A 16,621-nucleotide genomic window follows, 5' to 3' on the forward strand; every position below is an offset into this window, starting at 1 on the left:
CGCCTCGGCGGCGCCCGTGTCGAGTGTTCGGGAAGCCGACGGCATGTCAGTCCACCTCGAAGGTCGTGCCGATGCCCATGCCGGTGATCCACTCCGGAACCGGTTCATAGCTGGTCCAGACCAGTGGCAGGGCTACCGCGGCCTGCCCGATCAGCCAGGTCCTGACCTCGTGTCCGCCGCTTCCGGCCTGTTCCTCCAGGCCGGGGTCGCCCAGTGCCACGACCGGTGCCGCGTCGGCGGTGCCGAGCTGCTTGAGGAACCAGGTGTCCCAGGCGGTGTTGACGTGGGCGTCGGGGTCACCGCCCATCGCGCGGATCCGGGGCACCCGCACCGCGTCGTAGGCGTGCGGGTCGCTGCGCCCGTGGATCATCGCGGTGCGCCGCTGGTCGGCCGCCGACAGGTCGCGCGGGTCGTTGGAGGGCAGCCAGTGCGACAGTCCGCCGCTGGCGACGACCAGCACCCGCCCGGCGAACTCCGCCGCGCGCAGGGCCTCGCCGAGCGCTCTGCCCAGGTCCACGCAGCGCTCCAGGCTGGGCAGCGGCGGTGCGGCGGTGTTGACGATCAGCGGCACCAGCGGGATCCCGGCCGTGCCGCAGACCATGTCGTAGCTCTGCACCAGTCCGTGGTCCGCGGTCAGCGCGTAGGAGAGCGACAGGTCGAATCCGGACTGGGCCAGCGCGTCGCGGACCGACCAGGCCAGTCCGGTCGCGACCGGCAGCGGGCCGGACCTGCTGCCGAAGTCACCGAACCCGGCAACCTGCTCGACGCCGAGCACGAACGGCGGCATCGCGTCGTAGAAGTTGGCGTGGAAGTGGTCCGGGCCGATGACCACGACGGCGTCCGGGGTCAGCCGGGCCACGGCCCGGGCCACCCGGGCGGCGTCGGCCATGAACCGGCCGCCCGGCTGTTCGGGCCCCTGCGGCGGCGTCATGGTGGCGAACGGCGAGTGGGACATGCCGACCAGGCCGACGATCTCGCTCATACCGGGGCCTCCGCGGTGAGCAGGAAGTCCCGGTGGACGCGCAGGTACTCCTCGGGCTTCTCCCACTGCGGCCAGTGGCCGGCGTCCTCGATCACATGCAGCCGGGCACGGGGCAGCCACTTCAGCAGCAGCGCCGCCTCGTCGAGCCCGCCGGTCGGGTCGTGGTCGGTCCACAGCAGCAGCGTGGGCGCGGCGATCTTCCCGACCCAGGACGGGTCCCAGGCGAAGTCCCTGCGCACCTCGGGATCCTGCAGCACGAGCGTGTTGGTGATGGCCCGGACGAAGCCGGGGCGGCTGTAGACCGCGCGGCGCAGGCCGACCAGTTCGTCGGTCACCATCTCCTTGTGGTGGAACAGGAATTCCACCCGGCGGCGCACCACCTCGTCGTTGGGGTCCAGGACGGCGGCCATGGTGCTCTCCCGCAGCCGCACCATGACCTCGGGCTTGTTCGCGATGTTGCCCGGGGTGTTGAGCACCAGCCGGTCCACCCGGTCCGGGCTGTGCGCCGCCGTCCAGGCGGCCACCCAGCCGCCGAGCGATTCACCCGACAGGTGCGCGGCCTCAATGCCCAGGGCGTCCATCAGCCCGAGCAGGTGGTCGGAGAGCACGTCGGTGGTGTACGGCTGGTCCGGCAGGTCGGACCAGCCGTGGCCGACCATGTCGTAGACGGTGACGCGGAAGTCCTCGGCCAGCCCGGCCACATCGCGGGCGTAGGCCTCCAGGTGTCCGCCGGTGCCGTGCAGCAGGATCAGGTGCGGGCCGGAGGACCCGGCCCGCAGGACGCGGGTGCGGACCCCGCCGACGTCGACGTGGCGCAGTTCGTGGTCGACGTCCGCGAGTTCGCCCCAGACGCTGATATGGGCGGGCAGGTCGCTCATGGCGTGTGCTCCTCAGCTGTCGGCCCGTGGGCCTGCGGGTGGTCGTCCGGACGTGCGTCCTCGCGGAAGCGCTCACGGGCCTCTTCGACGGTCACCAGGCCGGCGCTCTGGCGCCGGCCGACCCCCAGCAGGTTGAGCAGGCGTGAGTTCTCGATGGTCAGGAACTCGACCGGGTCACGGTCGGAGTCGTTGTAGTGGCGGTGCCAGGTCCACGGCGGGGTGTAGACGAAGTCGCCGGCGGACCAGGACGCGGTCTCGTCCTCGACCTCGCTGTGGCCCCGGCCCGAGATGACGAAGTGGACGGTCTCGTGGTGGTGGCGCTGCATGTCGGAGCTGAGGCCCGGCGGGATCGACTGCCGGAAGATCTCGAACGTGGCGGTCGGCAGCCGGCCCGCGACGGAGAGCCTCGTGGGGTTGTGCACCTGCCCCGCCGGAAGGGGTTCCAGCTCGGCGGCGGTCACCACGATCGGACGCGCGCTGCTCGGCCGGACGGTCCCGGAGATCGCGCCGAGGAACTCGGGCAGGGAGAATTCGGGTCCTGACTGCGCCATCAGATGGTCTCCGTTCGTCCGCCGTCGACCGTGATCACGGTGCCGTTGACGTAGCCTGCGGCTTCCGAGGCCAGGAATGCCACCACGGCCGCGATCTCCCCTGGACGCCCGGCCCGGCCGGCCGGAACGGCCGCGGCGTCCTCGGTGTTCAGCGCGACGTAGCTCTTTCCCTCCAGCCGGGCGCGGTTCTCCAGGATCTGCCGACGGCGTCCGGTGGCGGTCGCGCCGGGCGCCACGCAGTTGACCGTCACGCCCTCGGCCGCGAACTCCCGCGCCAGCAGCTTGGCCGCCGCGGTGACCGCGGATCTGAGCACGACGGAGGTCGCCAGGTCGGGCTGTGGCTGACGCACCGCCGCGGACGTCACGAACAGGACCCGGCCGAAACCCTGCGCGGCCATCCGGGGCAGCAGCAGCCGTGCCAGCCGCAGCGGTCCGAGCAGCAGCAGTTCGTACGCCTGCTGCCACTGGTTGTCGTCGACGTCCAGGATCCGGCCGGGCGCCGGTCCGCCCGCGTTGAGCACCAGCACGTCGAGCGTGCCGTGGCGCTCCTCGACCCAGGCGACCGCCGCCGCGGCGGCGGCCGGCTCCGACACGTCGTTGACCAGCGCCTCGACCACGGCTCCGGTGCTCTCCCGCAGTGCGGACGCGGCTGTCCGGAGCGGGTCGGCCCGGCGGCCGGTGATGACCACCCGGTGTCCCGAACGCGCCAGGTGCTCGGCCACGGCGTAGCCGATGCCCGCACTGCCGCCGCCGACGAGAGCGGTTCGCTTGCTGATGTCTGCCTCCGAAGGGTTCCGGGCCTCGCGTCGTGGTCCGCGACGGGTCTAGCCTGGCCCCCATGGATCCCGGAGCCAACGATGAGTCCCACTGAGCGGGACAGCGATCAGCGCAGCGATCAGGGCAGCCTCGGCGGGCTGGACCGCGCGGCGGCCATCCTGGGCGCCTTCGACGCCGAGCACCGGGAGCTGACCCTCGCGGCCCTGGTGGCCCGGTGCGGTCTGCCGCGCTCGACCACGCACCGTACGGCCGAGCGGATGATCCGCCTCGGCTGGCTGGACAAGCCCAAGGACCGTTACCGCATCGGCAACCGGCTGTTCGAGCTCTCCGGCCTGGCGCCGATCCGGCACGAACTGCGCGAGTCGGTCCTGCCGTTCCTGCAGGACCTGCACAACGCGACCAGGACCACGGTGCAGCTCGGAGTCCTCGACGGGGCGCAGGTCCTGGTCGTCGAGAAGATCACCGGGCACCGGCCCATGCCGATGCTCTCCCAGGTCGGCGGCAGCGTCCCGGCCTACTGCTCGGCCCTGGGCCGCGCCATTCTCGCCTACAGCGACACCGCGACCATCGAGGCGGTGCTCGGCGCCGGCCTGCCTGCCAGGACGCCGCGCACCCTCACCAGCCCGGTCGCCATCCTGCGCGAGCTCACCGCGATCCCGTCCCGGGGCTGGGCAGTCGAACGCGAGGAGGGCAACATCGGCGTGAGCTGCGTGGGCGCCCCGCTCTTCGGACCGCTCGGCGAGGTGGTGGCAGCGCTGTCGGTGACCGGCCCCACCGGCCTGGTGCGCGCGGACCGGATCGGGCCCGCGGTCCGGCTGGCAGCGGCCGCCGCGTCCAGAGCCTACTCACACCGTCGCTGAGCCGTGCCGAACACGCGCTGTCCCACTGAGTGGGACGGCTGCTTGCGGCTCGTGCCAGTGACTCCAATGCTGTGACCGCCGGCATACCGACGACGTGTCGGTGCGGTGACCTGAGGAGACGACGATGACTCTCGGTGGCGGTTACATGCTCCCCTCGCGTGCGGGACACGCGATCGCGGCGATCGGGCTCGGCATCACGCTGAAGACGGACGGCGCGTCCACCCGCCACGCCTACTCGCTGTTCGAGTACACGATCCCCGCCCGGGTCGACGGCCCGCCCCCGCACCTGCACACCCGCGAGGACGAATCCTTCATCTGCCTGGCCGGACGGCTCGACGTCCGGCTCGGCGACGAGGAGTTCGTGCTGGAGCACGGCGACTACCTCTATCTGCCCCGCGACGTGGTGCACGCGTTCCGCAACCCGTACGGGGAGGAGTCGCGGGTCATCTCCGTGGTCTCGCCGGCCGGCCTGGAGAAGTACTACGAGGCGCTCGCCGACATGCCCCCCGGCCCGAAGGACATCTCGCTCATCCAGAAGGTCATGGCCGAGTTCGGCATCGAGCTCCAGCTCCCACCCGAGGTCGGCTGACCATGCGGATCGCCATCATCGGCGCCGGCGTCGCCGGTCTCGCCACCGCGAAGGTGCTCACCCAGGCCGGGCACGAGGTCCAGGTGTTCGACCGGACGCCCGACGTCGGGGGAGTGTGGAGCCGGACCCGGCGCTATCCGGGACTGACGACTCAGAGCCCCGGGGCCCAGTACTCGCTCTCGGACTTCCCGATGCCGAAGGAGTTCCCCGAGTGGCCCAGCGGCGAGCAGGTCCAGGCCTATCTGGCCGCATACACCACGGCGTTCGGCCTCGACCGCACGCTCCGGCTGAACACCGAGGTGACCGCCGCGCGCCCACGGGGTGACGGCTGGACCATCGAGGCGACGGACGCCGCGGGCAGTCACTCGACCGAGGAGTTCGACCGACTCGTCGTGGCCAACGGCGTGTTCTGCGAACCGGCCGTCCCCGCCTACCCGGGCACGGCCGAATTCACTGCGGCGGGCGGGCGGTTGTGCGCGGCCACCGAGTTCCACGACGCCGAGGAGGCCCGGGGCAGGCACGTTCTGGTCGTGGGCTACGGGAAGTCCGCGTGCGATGTCGCCGTGGCGATCAGCGAGGTCGCCGGGAGCACCGAGGTGATCGCGCGGCAACTGCTGTGGAAGGTGCCGCGCAGGATCGGCGGCCTTCTCAACTTCAAGATGCTGCTGCTGACCCGCATGGGCGAGGCGCTCTTCCGCTATCTGCGGCTGCGCGGGTTCGAGAAGTTCCTGCACGGCCCCGGCAACGGAGTGCGCCGTAGGATGGTCGACTCCATCGGATCCGTCTCGGTGCGCCAGTTCGGCCTCAGGCGACTCGCCCTGGTCCCACGCGGCAGCATGGAGGACATCGTCCGGGGCGCCATCGGGCTCGCCACCGAGGGCTTCTTCGAAGCGGTCGCCGACGGCCGCATCGGGGTGCGCCGGGACCGGACCATCGTTCGGCTGCTCGCCCGGGACGGCAGGCCGTTCGCCCAGCTCTCGGACGGAGCCGAGCTGCCGGCCGACCTGGTCGTGTGCGCGACCGGCTTCACCCAGGCCGTGCCGTTCCTCCCCGCGGAACTGCAGGAGCGGCTGCTGGACGAGCGCGGGAACTTCATGCTCTACCGTCAGATCCTGCCGGTGGACATCCCCGGGCTGTACTTCAACGGCTACAACTCCTCGTTCTTCAGCCCGCTCAACGCCGAGATGGCGGCCGTGTGGATCGCTGCGGCGATCGCGCGAGCGGTACCGCTGCCCAGCACGGAGTCGATCCGTCAGGCGGTCGTCGACCAGTTGGCGTTCATGGACACCGCAACCGACGGGCACCACTGCAAGGGCACGAAGATCATCCCCTACTCCATGCACAACGTCGACGAAGTGCTGGGCGACCTCGATCTCAACATCAACGTCCTGGTGCGCGCCTCGCACTGGCTCAACCCGATCGATCCGGCGGCGTACCGCCGCATCACCCCGGCCCTGCTGCGCAGGCTCCCGACCACCGAGCGCCTCCAGCAGCGGAGGCCCGGTTCGGGCCCGGCGGTCGCCGCTGCCGGCCGGCAGGTGGAACAGGACTGACGCAGTCCTTGCGTCAGTTGGCACCGGCCAGGTGGGTGGCGACCGAGACGAGGCCGGCGACCAGCGGAGTGTCTTCGGGCCACCAGGCCAGGGCGACCCGGCACGGTTCGAGGTCGTCGATCGGGATGAAGACGATGCCCGGTCGCGTGTACCAGCGTGACGCCGACGTCGCGGTGATGCTGATGCCCTCACCACGCGCGACCATGTGCAGTTCGGCCTCAAAGGTGCTGGCCTCCGCCACGACCGGTGCCGCCGTGGCGCGGTACTCCGTCAGCAGCCAGTAGTCCCGCCAGGGACCCGGCGAGGCCGGTGCGGCGATGATGGGTTCGGTGAGGACGTCGGCGACCTGCAGCGACGCGCGGCCGGCCAGGCGGTGGCCCTCGGGCAGGCAGGCCACGCGTGGCTCCGCGAGGAGGTCGAGCGAGGCCAGCCCGGCCAGGCCGATCGGCGGCCGGACGACGGCGGCGTCGACCTTCCGGTCGCGGAGCCCCGCCGAGGGGTCCGCGAAGTCGAACTCGACCGTGGCCACGTGCACCTCGGGGTACTGGGCGGCGAAGGTCCGCACCAGCCGCGGCAGGATCTCCAGGCCCGCGCCGATGGTGTACCCGAGGCTCAGGCTCTGCGTGTCCGCCCGGGCGAGGCTCCGCGTGGTGGCCACCGCGTTGTCCAGGTCGCTCAGGGCACGGCCGGCCAGGCTCGCGAAGACGGTGCCGGCCTCGGTCAGGACCACGCTGCGGGTGGTGCGTTCCAGTAGCCGCACACCCACATGGCGTTCCAGCTCCTTGATGGTCTGACTCAGCCACGGGGGTGAGACGCACAGCCGCGCCGCGGCTCGGGAGAAGTGCTGCTCCTCGCAGACCGCCAGAAACGCCTCGACCTGACGCACAGTGATGCTGAGTGGCATGGGCGCTCCAGGGACGTCGAGCGGGGTTGCATCCGATTGTATCGCCGGGCTGAACAATCGACGGATGAATTCGTCATTCACCCTGATAAAACAAAGGATTACTGTTGCCCCCATTCAAACAGTAAGCCGGGTCGGGGTGACGGGAGAAGCTCGTATGACCGTGCCAGTGGAAACGAGTAAGGACGACCAGGAGCTCGCCGCTCTTGGCTATCAGCAACGCATGAGCAGAACGATCGGGGCCTTCACCTCGTTCTCTGTGGCGTTCTCCATGATCAGCATCACCACGGCGCTGTACACGCTGTTCTCCGACCCCTTCACCAAGGTCGGCGGAGTCGGCATCTGGCTGTGGTTCCTGGTGACCCCCGGGGTCCTGCTGGTCACGCTGGTCTATATGCACCTGTCGGCGCGCATGCCGGTGACGGGCTACGCCTACCAGTGGTCGAGCCGGCTGGTCAGCCCCCACTACGGATGGGCGACCGGCTGGGTGGCGATGTTCTCCTTCTTCGCCGGCACAGCAGCGGAGGCCATCGCACTGGCGACCGTCTTCGCCCCGGAAGTCTGGAAGCACCCCACACAGCACGACATCCAGCTCTTCTCCGTGGCCGCCATTCTCGTCGCCGCCGTCCTGAATCTGCTCGGCGTCAAAATCGCGACCTGGGCCAACAACATCGGCGCCACCCTGGAGTTCGCCGGAACGGTCGTGCTGATCGCGGTCACGGGCATCGGACTCTTCTTCTTCCACAACAAGGCGGGTTTCTCGATCCTGTTCGACCACCATGTCGTCGGAGGGGGCCACCTCGACTTCGTGATCTTCGGGCTCGCCGCCTTCATGCCGCTGACCACCCTGCTCGGCTGGGAGGGCGCCGCCGACCTGGCGGAGGAGACCAAGGATCCCCGGCGCACGGCTCCCCGGGCGATGCTGCGGAGCGTCGTGGCCGGCGGCGTCCTGGGATTCCTGGGCTTCGCCATCTTCGCCATGGCCATCCCGCACGGCACCGACGCCCTGCTGGGACAGGGCGAGAACCCGCTGCTCCACATCGCCAGAACCCACTACGGCAGCTTCGCCGCGAACGCGGTGATCGTCATCTCCTTCGCCGCGATCGCCGCGGCCCTGGTCGCCAATCTCGCCGTCGCGACCCGCATGTGCTACTCCCTGTCGCGGGACGGGATGCTGCCCGGTTCGAGCTGGCTGGCGAGAATCGGCAGACGCTCCAAGGTGCCGGTCAACGCCGTCCTGGTCGTCACCGTCCTGTCGGTGGCCGTGAACTTCATGTCGGCGAGCCTGGTCAACGAGATCTTCGCGATCGTCGGCCTGACGTACTACCTGACCTACCTGTTCACCATCGTCGGCGCGCTGATCGCCCATCGGCGCGGGACCATGCCCCAGGCGCCGGACGGCTACTTCAACCTCGGCCGCTGGCTGATGCCCACCATGCTGGCCGGCATCGCCTGGTGCCTGATCGTCATCGCCTTCTACATCTTTCCCGCGGCAAACCGTTCGACCGGCCTGACCACGGTGTACGTGCTCGCGCTCGGCGCCCTGTGGTACGTCGCGCACCTGCGCAGGCGCATCACCGCGGGCACGGCCGGCGTCCGGTCCAGGGTCGTCGAAGCGCCCACCGGGACGACCCCGTACCTCGGCGCCGCCGCTGCGACCGCATCCCACCACGAAGGAGCAAGCGAATGACCCACGCAGCCGACACCATCAGCCCCGGTCAGGTGGCCGAGCGCGGCCGTCGCGCGCTGCTGCACGAACCGGCCGGAGGCGACCCCGGCAAGCTCACCCTGGTCCGGGCCCGCGGCTCCCTGGTCTGGGACGACCAGGGCCGGGAGTACATCGACTGCACCGCCCAGGCGTGGTCGAACAACCTGGGCGCCAACGACCCGCGGGTCATCGCCGCCGCCGAGGCGCAGTTGCACCGGATCACCCATGCCCGCCCCACCTTCCACACCCCCGTGCTGCTGGAACTCGCCGAGGCGGTGGTGGCCGTCGCGCCCGACGGCCTGGACCGGGTCGGCTTCACCCTGCACGGCTCCATGGCCGTCGAGATGGCGTTCAAACTGGCGCTGCGGAACCGCCCCGGCGCTCAGCACATCATCACCCTTCAGGACGCCTACCACGGCCGGTCGCTGGCGACGATGGCCGCCAGCTGGCCGCACCCGAACAACGTCTTCGGCCCGCTCCAGCCGCGCTTCACCCGGGTGGCGCGGCCCGACCTCTACCGGCCGCGGGCCGGCCTGACGCCGGAGGCGGACGCCGACCTGTGCCTGGGTCTGTTGCGCGACACCATCGACAAGGGCATCGACGGCGAGGTCGCGGCCATCGTCTACGAGCCGATCCAGGGCAACGGCGGGCACAACGAATACCCGGACAACTGGCACCGCGGCCTGCGGCAGCTGTGCGACGAGTACGGCATCCTGCTGATCGCGGACGAGGTCCAGACCGGTTTCGGGCGCACCGGGACGATGTGGGCGTGCCAGTACTACGGCATCGAGCCCGACATGATCGTCTTCGGCAAGGGCGTCGGCGGCGGATTCCCGCTGGCAGGGGTACTCGCCAAGGCCGAACACGCCCGGTTCGTCGCCGGCGACGACCAGCTCACCTTCGGACAGTTCCCGGTCGCCATGGCGGCCGGCCTGGCCACCGTCCGGGCGATACTCGCCGACGACCTGCCCGCGCGGGCCGCGGAGCACGGCCACTACGCCACCCGGCGACTCCTGGACATGCAGCAGCGCCACCCCCTCATCGGCGACGTCCGCTGCCCGGGGCTGATGGTCTCCCTGGAACTGGTCAGGGACCGGCAGACGAAGGAACCCGCCCCGCAGGAGACCACGGAGGTGTTCCGGCGCGCCCTGGAGCGCGGGGTGATCCTCGGAGAGAGCAGGTACGGCGGGCGCGGCAACCTCATCAAGGTCAAGCCCCCGCTGGACATCGAGCGGGACCAGCTCGCCCGCGCACTGGACGTGCTGGAGGACGTCATCGGCGAGGTCGAAAAGGAGTTCGCCCGGTAGCAGTGCGGAGCCGCGTGACCACCTCCTCAGGGCATCCTGTACTCGATACGATGCTGTCCGCCGGGCAGCGGAATTCGCGGAGGTGGCTCCCTGAGCGGGGACGACAGCAGGGCATCGGCCCGGTCCAGGCCCTCGATGGCCGACGTGGCCAGGGTGGCCGGCGTCGCCCCGATCACGGTCTCCCGGGTGGCCAACGGGCATGCCAACGTCGGGGACGGGACACGGCAACGGGTGCTGGAGGCCATGGAGCGCCTGGGCTACCGTCCGAACACGGCTGCCCGCGCGCTGGTGACCGGCCGGTTCGGCATGATCGGTGTGGTCACGTTCACGCTGGCGACGTACGGGAACTCCAAGACCGTGAACGCCATCGCGACCGCGGCGGAGCAGCGGGGGTACTCCGTGTGCCTGCTGCCGGTCGACTCGGTCCGGCAGGACAGGGTGCGGGGGGCGGTCGACCGGCTGTCGAAGCAGGCAGTGGACGGGGTCATCGTGATCATGGAGGCGCGCCTCCTGGACAGCCCGGCGCTCTCGCTGCCGCCCCGGGTCCCGATCGTGGTCGCGGACAGCGGGGGAGCGTCGCGGTACTGCGTGGTGGACTCGGACCAGCACGGCGGGGCCCGCCTGGCCACGGAGCACCTGCTCGACCTGGGGCACGAGTCCGTCCGGCACATCGGCGGACCGCTCAACGCCTTCGCGGCCGCCAGCAGGGCGGCCGGGTGGCGGGAAGTCCTGCTCGCGCGCGGGGTCACTCCTCCGGATGTGCTCGTCGGCGACTGGACGGCGGACTCCGGCCACCGGCTGGGCGCCGTGCTCGCCGCCGACCCGCAGGTCACAGCGGTCTTCGCGGCCAACGACCAGATGGCGCTGGGCGTGATGCGCGCCCTGCACGAGGCGGGGCGGCGCATCCCCGGCGAGGTGAGTGTCGTCGGGTTCGACGACACCGAGGACTCCGACTCCTACTGGCCGCCGCTCACCACGGTGCACCAGGATTTCGCCGAGGTCGGCCGCCGGTGCGTCGACACTCTGCTGCGCGAGATCGACCACGGCGGTCTCGACCACGGCGAACTCGACTATGGGGATCGGCAGTTGCGCCAGCACGTCGTGCCCACCTCGCTGGTCGTGCGCGAGAGCACGGGGCGGGGTCCCGTCAGCCCGGCCTGAGCGGCCGTCAACTCCTTGTGTCTGTCCAGAGTCTTGACAGTACGACGTCGCTGTCCAAATATGTCGCCATGGTTACGCAACCATAAACGAGAGCGCACAAAGTTGGACATCCACAGAGACGCCAACGACTGGAGAGCCGCATGTTCGCTCGGGTACGGATGCACAGGAAGTCGGCAGGGGCCGTCTCGGCCGTCGCGGTGGCTGCGGCCTCCGTGCTCTTCATCGCACCGGCGCAGCCGGCGTCAGCCGCCACCAACCAGTTCAAAGGTGTGAACTGGGCTGACACGCGCGACAACTACAACACCGGGTGGGTCATCCCGGACGGACTGGCCGCGTCGGACAGCTACGCGCAGGTGTACTCGATCGCCAACACCTACATCAAGGCGTTCCAGAACAACCTCGGCGCGAACACCGTGCGCCTGCCGATCAACCCGCCGAGTGTGAGCGAGTCCTGGTGGAGCGCCTACCGCGGGGCGATCGACGCGGCCCTCGCGGACAACATGAAAGTGATCATCAGCGCCTGGACGCAGAGCACCAGCACCGGGACGATCACCGACATGACGGCGTGGCAGTCGATGTGGAGCACCGTCGTCGGCCAGTACGGCGGCAACAGCAATGTGTACTTCGAACCGCTGAACGAGCCGTACGGCTACTCGCTGAGCCAGTGGGTCTCCATCTGCTCCTCCTGGCTCTCGACCCACTCCAGCGTCCCCAAGGCACGGGTCATCGTCAGCGGCACCGGCTACAACGACAGCGTGACCGGCGTCGGGGCGGCCTCCGCGCTGGCGGGCACCCTGTTGTCGCTGCACTACTACCCCACCTGGAACAGCTACACCCAGGAATCGCAGTGGCAGTCGGACCTCAACAACCGTATCGGCAGCTACAGCAGCCGAACGATCATCGACGAGTTCGGCGTGCCGATGACCACCGGCACCAACTACCTGACGAACCACAACGGGGCCCTGAACCAGTCCTACTTCGCCGCCGTCACCGACCTGGCCCGCTCCGACGGCATGGGCAGCGTCTACTGGGCCGGCCTCAAGACCGGGGACAGCTTCTCGGCGGAGGCGCACAACGGCAGCGGCCTGTCGAACAACAACGCCTCGGGAGTCACCCAGCTGCGCTGGGGCTGGGGCTACTAGTACGGGCTCGTGATGGTGACGATGCGCGCCTGGATCCTGCCGTCCACCGGACCCGGGCCGCATCGTCGGGCGATCGCCGCCGCGCACGCCGCGGTCGCCTCGGCGAGATCCGCACCGGAGCGCTCCTCGATCTCGGTGCGCAACGGCGACCCCTGGCAGTACCCGAGGGCCGGCACCTGCGCCGATGCCGCGCGGCTGTGCGCGGTGAGCGTCTCGTGGCGCGGCTCGGCGGAGAAGCCCGCGCTCGCCAGGTCGGCCGAGATGGCGTCCGGATCGGTGTAGCCGTACGGTGTGCGGGCCAGGAAGCGCGGCGGGCGGGCCGGATACACCTCGGCGAGGGTGCTGCTGACGATGTCGGCGAACTCGTTCTCCTCGATCCGGTCCCACACGTTGAACACCAGGGTTCCGCCGGGACGCAGCACGCGTCGTGCCTCGCTGAACGCGGCGACCTTGTCCGGGAAGAACATCACGCCGAACTGGCAGAAGACCACGTCGAAACTGGCGGCCGGGAAGGGCAGCCGCAGGGCGTCGGCCTGCTGCCACCGCACCGGCTGCGCGGTGCCGACGGCCTCGGCCTGATCGAGCATCGCCTGGTTCAGGTCGGTCGCCACCAGTTCCACCCGCTCGGACAGCGCTCGTGCCACCGCACGGGTGACGACGCCGGTGCCGGCGGCGATCTCCAGGGCCCGGGCCGGACGCAGTTCCGCGACACGTCGGGCGAGGTCCTCGGCGTAGGGCTCAAAGATCAGCGGCACGAGGTACCGCTCGTAGAGCTCGGGGATCGCGCCTGCGAACACCGCATCGGAACCGGTCACGTCCACATGTCTCCGCTCTGCCGCAACCACCCCCTTGATTCTACGCGCCGGCGTCGGCGGGCGGTGGCCCTGCTCGAACCATAGCTTTGCTTCCATCTGACGACAGTGGTCGTGTATTTGCCTAATGGATTTAGGTAAATTAGCCTGCCATGCATGAGGCCACTGACCGAGCAAGAGATCCGTTCCGCGTTCGTGAACTGCACCAAGGGCGAGGCGAAGCGCCTGGCCGTCCCCCGCGACCTGGTCGAGCAGCCCTGGGACGACCTGGACTTCCTCGGCTGGCGGGACCCCCAGGCCCCCCAGCGGGCCTACCTCGCCACCGAGTTGGACGGAGGCGTGGCGGCGCTCGCCCTGCGCTGCCCGAGCCCCGCCTCCTGGCAGACCCGGCTCAGCATGTGCTCGATGTGCGTGACCACCCACTCCGGAGGCGTCTCGCTGATGGTCGCCGCGAGGGCGGGCAAGGCCGGGCAGCAGGGCAACTCCGTGGGCGCGTACATATGCAGCGACCTCGCCTGCCCGCTGTATGTGCGGGGCAAGAAGGAGGTGGGCGTCGGAGCGCGGCCCCACGAGTCGCTCACCCTGGAGGAGAAGATCCAGCGGACCGTCGCGAACCTCGCCGCGTTCATCGCCAAGGTCACCGCATGAGCCCTGGATGGTTCTGGATCGCCTTTTTCTAGGTGCCGGGATACCAGGCCAGGGCGTGTGCCTCGGCGAGGGTGTCCCGCACCTGGATGCGATACCTGACGGCCTGGGCCGGATCGCTCTCGGTCAGTGCCGCCGCCGCCAGTGCCGCCGCCGAGGTCGCCCAGGCCAACAGTCGCACGGCGTCCTGGCGGGAGCTGTCGCTCAGGGTGGCGTCCGGCAGATCGGCTGCGTGCCGCGCGAGCAGAATGGAAAGCACGCGCAGATGAGTGCGGGTGGCACTCGGACTGGGTAGGGGGTCTGGTGCGTGACGGCCCACGGCGGTCTCCTGGGGAATTTGACGTGTACTCTCCCTATCCTTTCGCATATGCGATAGGCATGTGCAGGAACTGCCGGGAAAGTGTGCAGGCGATCAGATATTTTTTTGGAGATCTTGTGTTCTCCTGCTGAACGCTTTGCCCTGCCTCCGAGTTGAGGGCCCGTCGGCCCTTCTTTGCGGCCGCGTTTCCGCGATGTTTCCCGTAGTGACGTCGAATAGATGATCGTCGGTTGGGTCTTGTCTGCACACGGACACCTCGCCTAACGTACTCGGAAGTTGCCACCCCGGACCGGGGAGGCAGAAGCGGCCGGGGTACCCCCACCCCTGCGCTGATGTTCCGTCACAAGCCCCCGGGCACACCCCCATTTCTGGAGGCAGTACGTTGCGTACCACCCCGAACTCCCGCGCCTCCCGGCGCGTAGCGCTCCCGCTGCTCGGCTCGGCGGCCCTCGCCGCGGCCGGTCTGCTGGGCGCCGCTCCCGCCGGAGCGGCCACCGCGCACTCGGCCCACACCAGTTGGGTGCACTCCTGCGCCGTGGTCCACACCGTGGGCCAGGCGGCCTGCAACGCGCTCCGGGTCACCAGCACCACCGAGCACGTCCACGCGCTCGGCGTCACCGCCAACGCCACGCCGTCCGGCTTCGGCCCCAGCAGCCTGCTGAGCGCGTACAACCTGCCGGCCGACGGCGGCGCCGGTCAGACCGTCGCGATCGTCGACGCCTACAACGACCCCAACGCCGCCGCGGACATGGCCGTCTACCGCTCCCAGTACGGGCTGCCGGCCTGCACCAAGGCCAGCGGCTGCTTCAAGCAGGTCAGCCAGACCGGCAGCACCACCTCGCTGCCCACCAGCAACACCGGCTGGGCCGGGGAGATCTCGCTGGACCTGGACATGGTCTCGGCGATCGCCCCCGAGGCCAACATCATCCTGGTGGAGGCCAAGAGCGCGTCGATGACCAACCTCGGCACGGCCGTCAACGAAGCGGTGGCGCTGGGCGCCGGGTTCGTCTCCAACAGCTACGGCGGCTCGGAGTCCAGCTCCGACACCACGTACGACAGCAGCTACTTCAACCACCCGGGCGTGGTCATCACCGCCAGCTCCGGCGACTCCGGCTACGGCGTCGAGTACCCGGCGGCGTCCCAGTACGTCACCGCGGTGGGCGGCACCTCGCTGTCGACCTCGTCCAACTCCCGCGGCTGGACCGAGAGCGTGTGGTCCACCAGCAGCACCGAGGGTGCGGGCTCCGGCTGCTCGTCCTACGACGCCAAGCCGAGCTGGCAGACCGACGCCGGCTGCTCCAACCGCACCGTCGCCGACGTCTCCGCGGTCGCCGACCCGGCCACCGGCGTCGCGGTCTACCAGACCTACGGCGCCTCGGGCTGGGCCGTGTACGGCGGCACCAGCGTCGCCTCGCCGCTGATCGCCGCGGTCTACGCGGACGCGGGCACCCCGACCGTCGACTACCCGGCGGCCGACCTGTACGCCAACACGTCCTCGCTCAACGACGTGACCAGCGGCTCCACCACCAGCTGCTCCCCGGCCTACCTGTGCACCGCCGAGACCGGCTACGACGGCCCGACCGGCCTGGGCACCCCGAACGGTCTCACCGCCTTCACCGGCTGACGGACCGTCACTGACACACCCCCACCGACACACCCCCACCGGCAGGGCCGGGTCCGGGCGCGCCGCGCACGCGACCCGGCCCTGCCGTCATCCGCTCAGGAGGCCGAGGACAGCGGCGCCACCGCCCGTACCACCAGCTCGCGCCAGCCGGCCTCGATCCGCTCCAGCGGCAGGCCGCGCTGCTGCACCAGATGGTGGATCAGGGCCGGGTCCAGATAGCCGGCCAGCGTCTGGGCCACCAGCTCGACATCGCCGACCGCGCCGGCCTGGCGCAGCAGCATCGCCACATGGGTGACCCGGAGCACCCCGGCCGGCACGGTGTAGCGCCGGCTCGCGCAGGCGTCGGCGGCCAGGTAGAGGTCCATGCTGCAGAGCAGGTGGCGGATGGTGGCCGCGCCGAAGGCGTCCAGCCGTTCCAGCGGCTCGGCGCCCGGGCCCAGCGGCGGCGGGCCGAAGAGATAACCGCGCTGGTACTCCTCCTCGGCGTGTTCGAGCAGCGCCAGCATCAGGCCCTCACGGTCCCCGAAGCGCCGGAACAGCGTGCCCTTGCCCACGCAGGCCGCGTCGGCCACGGCCTCCATGGTGACGTTCTGGGCGCCGTGCTCGCGCACCAGCGCAGTGGCGGCGTCGAGCAGGCGGGCCCGGTTGCGGGCGGCGTCGGAGCGCTCCCGGGGCGTCTGGTCGACGACGGGAAGTTCGGGACGACAGGGCGACGGCGTCTCGGCGGGGCGGGGGAGCTGCGCGGTCATGGCTCCACGATAGCCCCAGTCCGGGAAAAGTGGACTCGGGTCCGCTTTTCGTGCTACGACTGT

17 protein-coding genes are annotated in these 16,621 nt (G+C 70.3%); 9 read left to right on the plus strand and 8 right to left on the minus strand.

Annotation, left to right across the window (positions count from 1 at the left end; translation table 11 throughout):
• Positions 1-46: 46 nt before the first annotated feature.
• From ABH941_RS10465 to ABH941_RS10480, 4 genes are read right to left on the minus strand one after another with little or no spacing between them, the layout of a single operon-like run.
• Positions 47-982 carry a 2,3-dihydroxyphenylpropionate 1,2-dioxygenase gene (locus tag ABH941_RS10465; RefSeq protein WP_370128464.1) on the minus strand — a complete coding sequence of 312 codons (936 nt, stop codon included), beginning with the start codon at positions 980-982 and terminating at the stop codon, positions 47-49.
• Positions 979-1,860: an alpha/beta fold hydrolase gene (locus ABH941_RS10470; protein ID WP_370128466.1), complete on the minus strand. Its 882-nt coding sequence runs from the start codon at positions 1,858-1,860 to the stop codon at positions 979-981. The genes ABH941_RS10465 and ABH941_RS10470 overlap by 4 nt, the downstream gene beginning before the upstream one ends.
• Positions 1,857-2,411, minus strand: a complete 555-nt coding sequence (locus ABH941_RS10475; RefSeq protein ID WP_370128468.1) for a cupin domain-containing protein — start codon at positions 2,409-2,411, stop codon at positions 1,857-1,859. The genes ABH941_RS10470 and ABH941_RS10475 overlap by 4 nt, the downstream gene beginning before the upstream one ends.
• Entirely contained in the window at positions 2,411-3,187 is a 777-nt protein-coding gene (locus ABH941_RS10480) for an SDR family oxidoreductase (protein WP_370128695.1), read from the minus strand. Before ABH941_RS10480 ends, ABH941_RS10475 begins: the two co-directional genes overlap by 1 nt.
• An 81-nt stretch (positions 3,188-3,268) precedes the next feature.
• Between ABH941_RS10480 and ABH941_RS10485 the strand changes: the two genes are divergently transcribed.
• From ABH941_RS10485 to ABH941_RS10495, 3 genes are all read left to right on the plus strand, one after another.
• Positions 3,269-4,048 carry an IclR family transcriptional regulator gene (locus ABH941_RS10485; RefSeq protein ID WP_370128470.1) on the plus strand — a complete coding sequence of 260 codons (780 nt, stop codon included), beginning with the start codon at positions 3,269-3,271 and terminating at the stop codon, positions 4,046-4,048.
• Between the two features lie 124 nt (positions 4,049-4,172).
• The gene (locus ABH941_RS10490; RefSeq protein WP_370128472.1) at positions 4,173-4,637 is read left to right on the plus strand and encodes a cupin domain-containing protein; all 465 of its coding nucleotides are present in this window, start codon (positions 4,173-4,175) and stop codon (positions 4,635-4,637) included.
• Positions 4,638-4,639: 2 nt separating this feature from the next.
• Positions 4,640-6,190 carry a flavin-containing monooxygenase gene (locus tag ABH941_RS10495; protein ID WP_370128474.1) on the plus strand — a complete coding sequence of 517 codons (1,551 nt, stop codon included), beginning with the start codon at positions 4,640-4,642 and terminating at the stop codon, positions 6,188-6,190.
• Between the two features lie 13 nt (positions 6,191-6,203).
• Here ABH941_RS10495 and ABH941_RS10500 read toward each other — a convergent pair whose 3' ends face one another.
• Positions 6,204-7,094 carry a LysR family transcriptional regulator gene (locus ABH941_RS10500; protein WP_370128476.1) on the minus strand — a complete coding sequence of 297 codons (891 nt, stop codon included), beginning with the start codon at positions 7,092-7,094 and terminating at the stop codon, positions 6,204-6,206.
• Positions 7,095-7,314: 220 nt separating this feature from the next.
• Between ABH941_RS10500 and ABH941_RS10505 the strand changes: the two genes are divergently transcribed.
• The 4 genes from ABH941_RS10505 to ABH941_RS10520 all read left to right on the plus strand — a co-directional run bounded on the left by ABH941_RS10505 (position 7,315) and on the right by ABH941_RS10520 (position 12,409).
• Positions 7,315-8,781 (plus strand): APC family permease, encoded by a 1,467-nt coding sequence (locus tag ABH941_RS10505; protein WP_370128478.1) that lies wholly within the window; start codon positions 7,315-7,317, stop codon positions 8,779-8,781.
• Entirely contained in the window at positions 8,778-10,106 is a 1,329-nt protein-coding gene (locus ABH941_RS10510) for an aspartate aminotransferase family protein (RefSeq protein WP_370128480.1), read from the plus strand. Before ABH941_RS10505 ends, ABH941_RS10510 begins: the two co-directional genes overlap by 4 nt.
• Before the next feature lie 135 nt (positions 10,107-10,241).
• Entirely contained in the window at positions 10,242-11,267 is a 1,026-nt protein-coding gene (locus ABH941_RS10515; protein WP_370128482.1) for a LacI family DNA-binding transcriptional regulator, read from the plus strand.
• Between the two features lie 140 nt (positions 11,268-11,407).
• On the plus strand, positions 11,408-12,409 hold the full coding sequence (locus ABH941_RS10520) for a glycoside hydrolase family 5 protein (protein WP_370128484.1): 1,002 nt from the start codon (positions 11,408-11,410) through the stop codon (positions 12,407-12,409).
• Here the strand turns inward: ABH941_RS10520 and ABH941_RS10525 are convergent.
• Entirely contained in the window at positions 12,406-13,224 is an 819-nt protein-coding gene (locus ABH941_RS10525; protein ID WP_370128486.1) for a class I SAM-dependent methyltransferase, read from the minus strand. The two genes, ABH941_RS10520 and ABH941_RS10525, sit on opposite strands and share 4 nt — an antisense overlap.
• Before the next feature lie 153 nt (positions 13,225-13,377).
• Between ABH941_RS10525 and ABH941_RS10530 the strand changes: the two genes are divergently transcribed.
• Positions 13,378-13,869 (plus strand): FBP domain-containing protein, encoded by a 492-nt coding sequence (locus ABH941_RS10530; RefSeq protein WP_370128488.1) that lies wholly within the window; start codon positions 13,378-13,380, stop codon positions 13,867-13,869.
• Positions 13,870-13,897: 28 nt separating this feature from the next.
• On the opposite strand, the gene ABH941_RS10535 is transcribed toward ABH941_RS10530, so the two are convergent.
• Positions 13,898-14,125: a hypothetical protein gene (locus tag ABH941_RS10535; protein ID WP_133996199.1), complete on the minus strand. Its 228-nt coding sequence runs from the start codon at positions 14,123-14,125 to the stop codon at positions 13,898-13,900.
• Between the two features lie 442 nt (positions 14,126-14,567).
• Between ABH941_RS10535 and ABH941_RS10540 the strand changes: the two genes are divergently transcribed.
• The gene (locus ABH941_RS10540) at positions 14,568-15,809 is read left to right on the plus strand and encodes a peptidase S8 (RefSeq protein WP_370128490.1); all 1,242 of its coding nucleotides are present in this window, start codon (positions 14,568-14,570) and stop codon (positions 15,807-15,809) included.
• A 95-nt stretch (positions 15,810-15,904) separates the two neighbouring features.
• Here ABH941_RS10540 and ABH941_RS10545 read toward each other — a convergent pair whose 3' ends face one another.
• Positions 15,905-16,558: a TetR/AcrR family transcriptional regulator gene (locus ABH941_RS10545; protein ID WP_370128492.1), complete on the minus strand. Its 654-nt coding sequence runs from the start codon at positions 16,556-16,558 to the stop codon at positions 15,905-15,907.
• Positions 16,559-16,621 lie beyond the last annotated feature (63 nt).

This window comes from Streptacidiphilus sp. EB103A (assembly GCF_041261405.1).
GTDB lineage: Bacteria > Actinomycetota > Actinomycetes > Streptomycetales > Streptomycetaceae > Streptacidiphilus.